The sequence below is a fragment of the Limnohabitans sp. genome, assembly GCF_040401135.1.
Lineage (GTDB): Bacteria > Pseudomonadota > Gammaproteobacteria > Burkholderiales > Burkholderiaceae_C > Limnohabitans.
The window spans coordinates 23,351-32,990 of sequence record NZ_JBBAOV010000026.1 but is presented as its reverse complement, the minus strand read 5'-3'; the positions used below and the strand labels follow the sequence as shown (position 1 = coordinate 32,990).

Below are 9,640 nucleotides of genomic sequence, written 5' to 3'. Positions count from 1 at the left end.
CGGCTACACGGGCGCGCAAACGGGTCATGGGAACGCGTTGCTCTGGGCGCTCGCCCAAGTTCACCGAAGGCGCTGCAACTTGTGGCAACGTTTTGTTCGGTGCGCCTGTAGGAATAACAGCAGCAGTCGACTGCACACCACCCGTCACAGCAGAAAGCACATCACCTTTGGTGACGCGACCGTCTTTACCAGTGCCCGACACCGAGCCAGAGGCCAAGTTGTTGTCGGCCATCAGTTTGGCGGCGGCGGGCATGGCCACGCCGGCTTTGCTGTTGGAAACAGCTGCGGCGACTGCAGGGGCAGCAGCAGCGGGTGCGGCAGCAGGAGCAGATGCGGGGGCTGCAGCACCCACTTTGCCGTCAGTATCGATACGAGCAATGAGCTGCTCAGCAACCACGGTGCCGCCGTCGGCGACCAAAATTTCACAGATCACACCAGCAGCGGGCGCTGGCACTTCAAGCACCACTTTGTCGGTTTCAATGTCGATCAAAATTTCGTCAGCAGCCACGGACTCGCCAACTTTTTTCTTCCATTGCAGCATGGTGGCTTCGGCCACGGATTCGGACAGCTGCGGGACTTTTACTTCGATGATTGCCATTTTTTTATTCTTTCAGTATTGCGGGTTGTCTATGCAACGATTTATTTGCTCAGCAAAAAGCCTTTGAGCTTGCCGAATGCGCCTTCGACCAGCGCTTTTTGCTGCTCTTGGTGCAGGTGAGAATAGCCAACAGCAGGAGACGCAGAAGCGGCACGGCCAGAGTAGCCAAGCTTTTGACCTGCGGTCATGTTTTCGTGGATGTAGTGCTGCACGAAGAACCATGCGCCTTGGTTTTGTGGCTCGTCTTGCGTCCACACCAACTCGGTAACGTTGGGGTACTTTTTGAGTTCAGTGGCAAAAGCTTTGTGTGGGAAGGGGTAGAGCTGCTCGGCACGCAAAATTGCCACGTCGTCAGCACCCAACTCTTCACGCTTCTTGACCAAGTCGTAGTAAACCTTGCCCGAGCACACCAAAACACGTTTGACCTTGTCGGACTTGAGCGTTTTGTTTTCAGGAATGATGGTTTGGAATGAACCTTTGGTGAACTCAGACACAGGCGATGTGGCGTCTTTGTTTCGCAGCAAGGACTTGGGTGTGAAGATGATCAAAGGCTTGCGCAAGTCGCGCACCATTTGACGACGCAACACGTGGAAGATCTGGCTGGCCGTGGTGGGCTGCACGATCTGCATGTTGGTGTCAGCAGCCAATTGCATGAAGCGTTCGAGACGTGCAGAGCTGTGCTCTGGGCCTTGGCCTTCGTAGCCGTGAGGCAACATCAACGTCAAGCCGTTCACACGGCCCCACTTCACTTCGCCAGAGGCGATGAACTGGTCGATGACGACTTGAGCGCCATTGGCGAAGTCACCAAACTGAGCTTCCCAGATCACCAGCGTGTGAGGATCATTTGAGGCATAACCGTACTCAAAAGCCAACACAGCTTCTTCGGACAGGATGGAGTCAATCACCGTGAAGGGCGCTTGGTTTTCCGTGACGTTTTGCAACGCAACGTAGGTGCCGGTGTCCCACTTTTCACGCTTTTGATCGTGAATAACTGCGTGACGGTGTGTGAATGTGCCGCGACCGGAATCTTCTCCTGACAAACGCACGGGGTAGCCGCTGGCCACCAACGAAGCGAAAGCCATGTGCTCGCCCATGCCCCAATCCACTGGCGTATCGCCACGACCCATCGAGGCGCGGTCGTCGTACACCTTTTTCACCAACTGGTGAGGCGTGACAGATACGGGAATGGTGGTGATTTTTTCAGCCAAGCGTTTCCACTCGGACATGGGAATAGCGGTGTCGCCAGCGTCGGTCCACTTTTTGCCCATGAAGGGTGACCAGTCCACAGTGAACTTGGTCTTGAAGTTGGTCAACACAGGGTCGTCGGTGTGCTTGCCTGCATCTAAGGCAGCGCGATAGGCCTTGACCATGTCGTCACCCAAGGTCTCGCCCAAGCCTTGGGCGGTCAATTTATCGGCGAACAGTTTGCGAGTGCCAGGATGAGCCGCGATTTTTTTATACATCAGCGGCTGGGTCAGCGCTGGGGTGTCTTGCTCGTTGTGGCCAAGTTTGCGGAAACAAACAATGTCGAGCACCACGTCTTTGCTGAAGGTCGTGCGATATTCGAGAGCCAGTTGCGTGGCCAAGACCACCGCTTCTGGATCGTCGCCATTGACGTGCAACACAGGCGCCTCAACCATCTTCACGATATCGGTACAAAACACGCTAGAGCGCATGTCGCGCGGGTCTGAAGTGGTGAAACCGATTTGGTTGTTCACAATGATGTGCACTGTGCCGCCAGTGGTGTAACCACGGGTTTGGGCCAAAGCCAGTGTTTCTTGGTTCACGCCTTGGCCGCCGAAAGCGGAATCACCATGCACCAACACGGGCAGCACTTGACTGCCTGTTGGGTCGGCGCGGCGATCCATACGGGCGCGAACTGAGCCTTCCACCACGGGGTTCACAATTTCCAAGTGCGAGGGGTTGAAAGCCAGCGACAAGTGAACGGGGCCACCTGCCGTCGACACGTCCGAGCTAAAGCCCTGGTGGTATTTCACGTCACCGGCGGGCAACTCTTCTGGGGCGGTGTGGTCGAACTCAGCAAATAGGTCAGCCGGCAACTTGCGCATGGTGTTGACCAACACGTTCAAACGGCCACGATGGGCCATGCCGATCACCACTTCTTGCACGCCTTTGAGGCCCGCTTGTTGGATCAGCTCCTCCATCGCGGCGATGAAACTTTCACCGCCTTCGAGCGAAAAGCGTTTTTGGCCGACGTATTTGGTGTGGAGGTAACGCTCCAAGCCTTCCGCTGCAGTTAGACGTTCGAGGATGTGTTTTTTCTTTTCAGAATTGAAATTGGGCTTGCTGCGAATGCTTTCCAATTTTTCTTGCCACCAGCGCTTTTCACCCATTTCAGAGGTGTACATGTACTCTGTACCCAAAGTGCCGCAGTAGGTTTCGCGTAAAGCATTCAGCAATTCGCGCAGGCTCATACGATTTTTGCCAAAAAACGTGTTGCTGGTGTCAAACACAGTTTCTTGGTCAGCATCGGTGAAGCCATAGAAAGCAGGATCGAGGTCAGGAATATCGGGGCGTTCTATGCGCTTGAGAGGATCGAGATCTGCCCAGCGTTGGCCCACATTCCGATAAGCGGCAATCAACTGCTGCACAGCGGTGCGCTTGCGGCCCATTTCGACATCGGCACTGGCCATCACGACTTTGGTGCCACCTTGTTTGGCGCGTTCTGCAAAGGCGTTGATGACGGGCAAGTGAGGCACGTCTTTGGCGTTTGAGCCATCGACTGCGGGCACATGCTGAAGCGCGTCGAAGTACTCGCGCCAAGAGTCGGGCACGCTACCAGGGTTGGCTAAATAGTTTTCATACATCTCTTCGACATAAGGGGTGTTGCCCCCAAAGAGATGGGTATTGCCTGAATAGGCTTGATAGACGCTTGTATCACTCATATGCGCTGACCTCCGTTTCCCTGAAGGAAACATTAGTTGGTTGAAAAAAAACCTCCGCGACACGGCTGGACCGGCTAGCAGATGCGGCCTAGGTCAGAATTGACCCAGGCAACATCCAAGATTGTGCCACCGAAACCCCGCCGTACGCGGCCTGATTAGGCGATTTGATCTTTGATCTGCTGCAGTGCAGCTGGGTCGTCCATGGTGGTTAAGTCACCAGGATCACGGCCTTCAGCAACCGCTTGAATGGCACGGCGCAGCAATTTTCCACTGCGCGTCTTAGGCAAAGCGGACACAAAAATGACCCGTGATGGTCGAGCCACAGCGCCCAACTGGCTGTCGACCACTTTCATGACTTCCGCTTCCAAGACCTTGCGAGCGGCATCATCGGTCAAGCCAGAGGTGTCTTTCGCAATCGCAAAAGCCATGGCGACTTGGCCTTTGAGTTGATCCGCCACACCCACCACCGCCACTTCGGCAATGTTGGGATGACTAGAGATGCTTTCTTCGATTTCTCTTGTGCCCAAGCGGTGTCCGGCCACGTTGATGACGTCGTCGGTGCGGCCCAAGATGAAAAAGTAACCATCTTCGTCGCGCACTGCCCAGTCGAAGGTGTTGTAGACCAACTTGTTGGGTACCGTGTTCCAGTAAGTGCTGACAAAACGCTTGTCATCACCCCAAATGGTTTGCAAGTTGCCAGGTGGCAGCGGGCCTTCGATGGTCAACACACCTTTTTGATTCGCGCCTGTGAGTTCCTCGCCCGTCTGATCATCGACCAACTTGACGTTGTAGCCATAAATGGCTTTGCCAGGTGAACCAAACTTACTGGGCGCTTTTTCTACGCCGTTACAAATGCTCAATATCGGCCAACCGGTCTCGGTTTGCCAGTAGTTGTCAATGATGGCTTTGCCGCTCAGACCTTCAGAAATCCATTTGGCTGTGGGCTCGTCCAAGGGTTCGCCGGCCAAAAACAGGGCTTGCAGGCTAGACAGGTCGTATTTGCTGAGCAGCGCCGGATCCTGCTTTTTGAGCACACGGATAGCCGTGGGGGCGCTGAACATGACATTGACTTTGTATTTTTCGACCAAGCTCCACCAAATGCCGCCGTCAGGTCGGATGGGCAGGCCTTCATAAAGAATCGTGGCCATACCCCCGATTAAGGGACCATAGATGATGTAGCTGTGGCCTACCACCCAGCCGATGTCGCTGGTGCAGAAATAGGTGCCGCCTGGCTTGCCCTCAAAAATATGCGGCATGCTCGCTGCCAAGGCCACGGTGTAGCCCCCGGTGTCACGCTGCACGCCCTTGGGTTTACCGGTGGTGCCTGATGTGTAGAGGGTGTAGCTGGGGTGGGTGGACTCGACCCATTCACAAGGCACCACCGTGTCCATGTGCTTGGCACGTTCGGTGGCGTAGTCCACATCGCGGCCAGCTACGGCATTAAACGCCGCTAGTTTGCGGTCCACCATGATGACGCTGGCGGGCTTATGTGCCGACAGTTGGATAGCTTCGTCCAGCAAAGGTTTGTAGGCCACAACCTTGCCACCGCGAGAACCTGCGTCAGCGCTGATGATGACTTTGGGTGAGGCATCTTCAATGCGTGTGGCCAAAGAATGTGAGGCAAAGCCGCCAAACACCACTGAGTGAATGGCGCCCAAACGAACACACGCCAACATGGCAAACGCTGCCTCGGCAACCATGGGCATGTAGATTAAGACGCGGTCGCCCTTTGTGACGCCCAACTCTTTCAAAATAGCAGCCATGCGCTGCACTTCGGCGTGCAAATCACGATAGCTGTAGGTGTGCTCTTGGTTGGTTTCGGTTGAGACAAAAATCAACGCAGCTTGGTCAGCGCGGTCTTTAAGGTGACGGTCTACAGCGTTATGACACAGGTTGGTTTGACCTCCCACGAACCACTTGGCAAACGGCGGGTTGCTGTAATCGCAAATCTGTTGAGGCGGCGTTGCCCAATCGATTAATTTGGACTGCTCAGACCAAAAGGCATCACGGTCCTCAATGGAACGGCGGTGAAAATCTGCAAACGCAACCATCTGTCTCTCCTAAAAACGAATCTGTCATGAATTCATAATTATGTGAACAACGGACTTGCAACAAGCTGACTTTTTATCTGAGTGAATACCCTTTATTTGATCAACGCTAGGATTTCTTTAAAAGGGTCGGCCTCAGCGCTGCGCAGCCATTCAAACAAAACCATCTCGGTCGTCACGAGTTCGGCGCCCGCGCCAGCCAAACGATCAAAGGCCGCGTCACGGTTGCGCTCTGTGCGTGAACCGCAGGCATCGGTCACCACCCATACCGAATACTCCTCTTCCAGCAAGTCCAAGGCGGTTTGCAACAGACAAACGTGCGCCTCACAGCCAGCAATCACGATGCTTTGGCGCGTGGGCTCTTGGGGCACGGCCTTTTGCAAATGCTTGGGCAGGCTACGTGCGTTGCCTGATGGCGCGCGAGCGGCTGGACGCAACAGGTCGCTCAAGCCATCTGGGCAAGCGCTAAAACTCATCTTGGCAAGGGTACGGCGGCACAAGGTCCGAATCTCATCTGGGTTGTGACCCAGCTTCTCAGGGTTTTGCTCAGTGCCGTAGGTTGGCACCTCCATCCAATGCGCCGCTTGAGCCAAACGCATGGCATTGGCCAAGACCAAATCAGCTTCAAAAATAGCGGGCATCAAGCGGGTTTGATAGTCCACCAGCACGAGTTGAGATTCTTGGTCGTCGAGCAGCATAGGTTTAACCAGTCAATCTATAGAAAGCGCCAAGTATCGACGATGCTTTAAAACGCAGCGATTAAGACCGTTTACTTTAGGATTAACCCTAATCAAATCAACAACTTAGACGGCGAATTTGATAAGATTTCGCAGCTAAGTACGTTAGAATGCTGGCTCATGTTGAAACGTACCCTCCTCCTTCTTTGCTTCGTCGCCCAAGCACACGCTGCACCGTCGAACAATGCCGCAGACGACATTGAGCGCTATTTGGCCGAGCGAGGCATCGTCGCGCAAATGGACCAGATGCGTGAAACTGTGGGTGATAAAGCCTCGGATTTGGTGGTCAACGCCATGACTTTCTTAGGCGTCCCCTACCGCAGAGGCGGCACCAACGCCACCACGGGTTTTGATTGCAGCGGTTTTGTACGCTCCATGTTTGAGCAAACCGTTGGCAAAGTATTGCCTCGCCGCGCCAGCGAGCAAGCAGCTGCGACAGAAAAAATCGACAAACAAGATTTAAAGCCAGGTGACTTGGTGTTCTTCAACACCATGCGCCAAACCTTTAGCCATGTTGGCATTTATGTCGGAGACAACAAGTTCATCCACTCACCAAAGCCGGGCCAGCAAGTGCGTGTAGACGACATGCGCCAAGCTTATTGGGATCGGCGGTTCACTGGCGCTAGGCGCGTAGAAGCCAAACCCGAGACTGGTAAAAACTAAAAAAGCCCATCCGTTGATGGGCTTTTATTTTTTCTTGTTAATGATGTCGGGCGTCACGGCGTCCAGCACATTCACCGTGGTTTTAACACCGTACACCACCGTTGAGGCAGCTGCGTCGGCCACAGCAAGAACAGTACACGCCTGCAATGATGCGCAGGTCAAAATAATCAATACGAGCTTCATCACACATTTCACCTTGAATCGTTAATGGATTAACAATATGGATTATCTCAAAACCTTTCACCCTCGCTCAGATAGCGCCAAGTGCCCTCTTCCAAATCGCCTAAGCTCACACGTCCTAATCGAATGCGGCGTATGGCCATAATTTGCAAGCCAGCCAATTCGCACAAATAAGGCGCCAAGCCCAGGTGCGAGCCCTTGACCGCCAAACGCAATTTGCTGCGCTCTGGGTTGGCGCTGCCCACGCTGATTTTGAAATCAGGCAATCGCAATCGCTCATCGCGCAACGCACGCTCAATAGGGATCAAAGCCTCGGGCAACACCTCGCCGCGCACATCCACAATCAGCTCTTGCTCCATGAACGGCATGTCTTCCATCAGCTTGCGCTGGACCCGGAAGTCTTGTGTAAAAGCCACCAAGCCGCTGGCTTCGTGTTCTAAAGGCACGCTGGCCTCCAACTTGGCCAAATGGCTTTTCATCAACCGCACGCCGCTGTGGTCGTGCTGGCTATGCTGAGCAACAGTGAGCAAGCTGCGCACGTTGCGTGGTCCTGTGGGGGGGCGTCGCACTGGGGCGGGTCTGCCTGCTGGTGCGGGCCGATCTGCGGGCAAAGGCTCCAAGCCATCTGTCCAGCCCATAGGCTTGTTCAAGATGAGTGTGACCGATAAGAGGTTGAGCAAGCTGGCATGTGCATCTACCGCCACGTTTTGCGTGGTCACACGAAACTGAGGCTCTTGCACCACCACACTGTTCACTCGAACAAAACCTGCCTCTATGTATTGCTCGGCTTCGCGGCGCGAACAATCTCGCAACTGCATGATGCGTTTGGACAGCCGCTCTCCCTCTGAGGGGCGGTCACCCGTGGATTTGCTTAAATTCATAAGGGCTGGATCCTCCCACAGTTAATCGTTGTATCGTTGACCCATTGGCTTCTTTGTGGAGAGATTTCGTTGAACTTGGCTCATTTACTCCAGCGCATGGCGCGTCAGTTTCCAAACCGAGCCGCCATTTTCCATGGCACCCAGACAGTTGCCACCTACGCACAATGGGCACAACGCTGCGCAAACTTGGCCCTGCAGTTTGAAGCCGCAGGGCTTAAACAGGGCGACCGGGTGGCGCTGTTCATGCACAACCACCCGCGCTACCTTGAAGTCATGTTTGGCGCTTGGTGGGCGGGCTTGGCGGTGGTACCCATCAACGCCAAGCTCCATGTGCGCGAAGCGCAATGGATTGTCGACAACGCCCAAGCCAGCTGGGCCTTTGTAACAGCAGATGTCACCACCGACACAACAGAAAAGTTGCAAGGCTTGCAGCGAGTCATCGTTGTGGACAGTGCAGAGGCTGATGCTTTTTGGGCTGTCCCAGCCTACGAAGACCTTGCGCCCACACAAGCTATCACGGCAAGACAAGGGGACGACCTCGCTTGGTTGTTTTACACCAGCGGCACCACAGGCAGACCCAAAGGCGTGATGATCACCCACCGCAATTTGTCGACCATGGGCTTCGCCTACTTCACCGATGTAGATGCCGTCAACGAGCAAGATGCCATCGCCTACGCCGCCCCCATGTCGCATGGTGCAGGCTTGTATGCCATTCCACATTTGATGGCGGGTGCGCGCCATGTCGTTCCTGCCTCGGGCGGCTTTGATGCGGCTGAGTTGTTTGAACTGGGTCAAGCCCTCGGCCCACTGTCGCTGTTTGCTGCGCCCACCATCGTCAAGCGCTTGGTCGATCATGCAGAACACGCAGCGCTCAGTCAATCAGACTGCGCGCGCGCCTTCAAAACCATCGTCTACGGCGGCGCACCCATGTATGCGGCTGACATCCAACGCGCCCTGCGCATCATGGGCCCACGTTTTGTGCAAATTTACGGCCAAGGCGAAAGTCCAATGGTGGGCACCGCCTTGTCGCGTTTTCATTTGAGCGACACCACACATCCCGAACATGCCCAGCGTTTAGCCTCCGTCGGCGTGCCCCAAACGCCCGTACAAATTCGCATCACCGATGAACTGGGCCACGACTTGGCCTTAGGCGATGTGGGTGAAGTGCTGATCAAATCCGACAGCGTCATGGCCGGCTATTGGCGCAACCCAGAAGCCACACAAGCCGCCATTCGCGATGGCTGGCTGTTCACCGGCGACATGGGCTGCTTGGATGCGCATGGTTTTCTCACCCTCAAAGACCGCAGCAAAGACCTCATCATTAGCGGCGGCTCGAACGTCTACCCGCGCGAGGTAGAAGAAGCTTTATTGCAAGCCCCCGGTGTGAGCGAAGTGGCCGTGGTGGGTGCACCCGACCCCGAGTGGGGCGAAATCATTGTGGCGTTTGTGGTGGCACGCACGGGCGCAACACTGACCACCGAGGCACTCGACGCCTTTTGCTTAAACGAGATCGCTCGCTTCAAACGCCCCAAACGCTACGAGCTGGTCAGCCACTTACCCAAGAACAACTACGGCAAAGTGCTCAAAACCGAATTGCGAAAAAGACTGCACCAAAGCTAGTGGTATG

8 protein-coding genes are annotated in these 9,640 nt (G+C 54.9%); 2 read left to right on the top strand and 6 right to left on the bottom strand.

Annotation, left to right across the window (positions count from 1 at the left end):
* From ABWP81_RS08455 to ABWP81_RS08440, 4 genes are all read right to left on the bottom strand, one after another.
* Positions 1 to 598: biotin/lipoyl-containing protein (locus tag ABWP81_RS08455; RefSeq protein ID WP_353141039.1), on the bottom strand; the 598-nt coding region annotated here is incomplete at its 3' end.
* A 41-nt stretch (positions 599 to 639) separates the two neighbouring features.
* Positions 640 to 3,504, bottom strand: a complete 2,865-nt coding sequence (locus tag ABWP81_RS08450; RefSeq protein ID WP_353141037.1) for a 2-oxoglutarate dehydrogenase E1 component — start codon at positions 3,502 to 3,504, stop codon at positions 640 to 642.
* 155 nt (positions 3,505 to 3,659) lie between these two features.
* Entirely contained in the window at positions 3,660 to 5,555 is a 1,896-nt protein-coding gene (locus ABWP81_RS08445; protein ID WP_353132270.1) for a propionate--CoA ligase, read from the bottom strand.
* A gap of 92 nt (positions 5,556 to 5,647) precedes the next feature.
* Positions 5,648 to 6,250: an isochorismatase family protein gene (locus tag ABWP81_RS08440; protein ID WP_353141035.1), complete on the bottom strand. Its 603-nt coding sequence runs from the start codon at positions 6,248 to 6,250 to the stop codon at positions 5,648 to 5,650.
* Between the two features lie 159 nt (positions 6,251 to 6,409).
* Between ABWP81_RS08440 and ABWP81_RS08435 the strand changes: the two genes are divergently transcribed.
* Positions 6,410 to 6,952 (top strand): C40 family peptidase, encoded by a 543-nt coding sequence (locus ABWP81_RS08435; RefSeq protein WP_353132266.1) that lies wholly within the window; start codon positions 6,410 to 6,412, stop codon positions 6,950 to 6,952.
* A gap of 24 nt (positions 6,953 to 6,976) precedes the next feature.
* On the opposite strand, the gene ABWP81_RS08430 is transcribed toward ABWP81_RS08435, so the two are convergent.
* Both ABWP81_RS08430 and ABWP81_RS08425 read right to left on the bottom strand, forming a co-directional pair.
* Positions 6,977 to 7,135 (bottom strand): hypothetical protein, encoded by a 159-nt coding sequence (locus tag ABWP81_RS08430; RefSeq protein ID WP_353141033.1) that lies wholly within the window; start codon positions 7,133 to 7,135, stop codon positions 6,977 to 6,979.
* Between the two features lie 47 nt (positions 7,136 to 7,182).
* Complete coding sequence (locus tag ABWP81_RS08425) at positions 7,183 to 8,013, bottom strand: RNA pseudouridine synthase (RefSeq protein ID WP_353141031.1); 831 nt, start codon at positions 8,011 to 8,013, stop codon at positions 7,183 to 7,185.
* 69 nt (positions 8,014 to 8,082) lie between these two features.
* Here ABWP81_RS08425 and ABWP81_RS08420 point away from each other — a divergent pair, with 69 nt between their 5' ends.
* Entirely contained in the window at positions 8,083 to 9,633 is a 1,551-nt protein-coding gene (locus tag ABWP81_RS08420) for a class I adenylate-forming enzyme family protein (protein WP_353141029.1), read from the top strand.
* Positions 9,634 to 9,640: the final 7 nt, after the last annotated feature.

Excerpts from the sequence above, each read along its gene's own strand:
- ABWP81_RS08445 (WP_353132270.1), bottom strand. The coding sequence starts at position 5,555 with ATGGTTGCGTTTGCAGATTTTCACCGCCGTTCCATTGAGGACCGTGAT.
- ABWP81_RS08435 (WP_353132266.1), top strand. The coding sequence starts at position 6,410 with ATGTTGAAACGTACCCTCCTCCTTCTTTGCTTCGTCGCCCAAGCACAC.
- ABWP81_RS08440 (WP_353141035.1), bottom strand. The coding sequence starts at position 6,250 with ATGCTGCTCGACGACCAAGAATCTCAACTCGTGCTGGTGGACTATCAA.
- ABWP81_RS08430 (WP_353141033.1), bottom strand. The coding sequence starts at position 7,135 with ATGAAGCTCGTATTGATTATTTTGACCTGCGCATCATTGCAGGCGTGT.
- ABWP81_RS08450 (WP_353141037.1), bottom strand. The coding sequence starts at position 3,504 with ATGAGTGATACAAGCGTCTATCAAGCCTATTCAGGCAATACCCATCTC.
- ABWP81_RS08425 (WP_353141031.1), bottom strand. The coding sequence starts at position 8,013 with ATGAATTTAAGCAAATCCACGGGTGACCGCCCCTCAGAGGGAGAGCGG.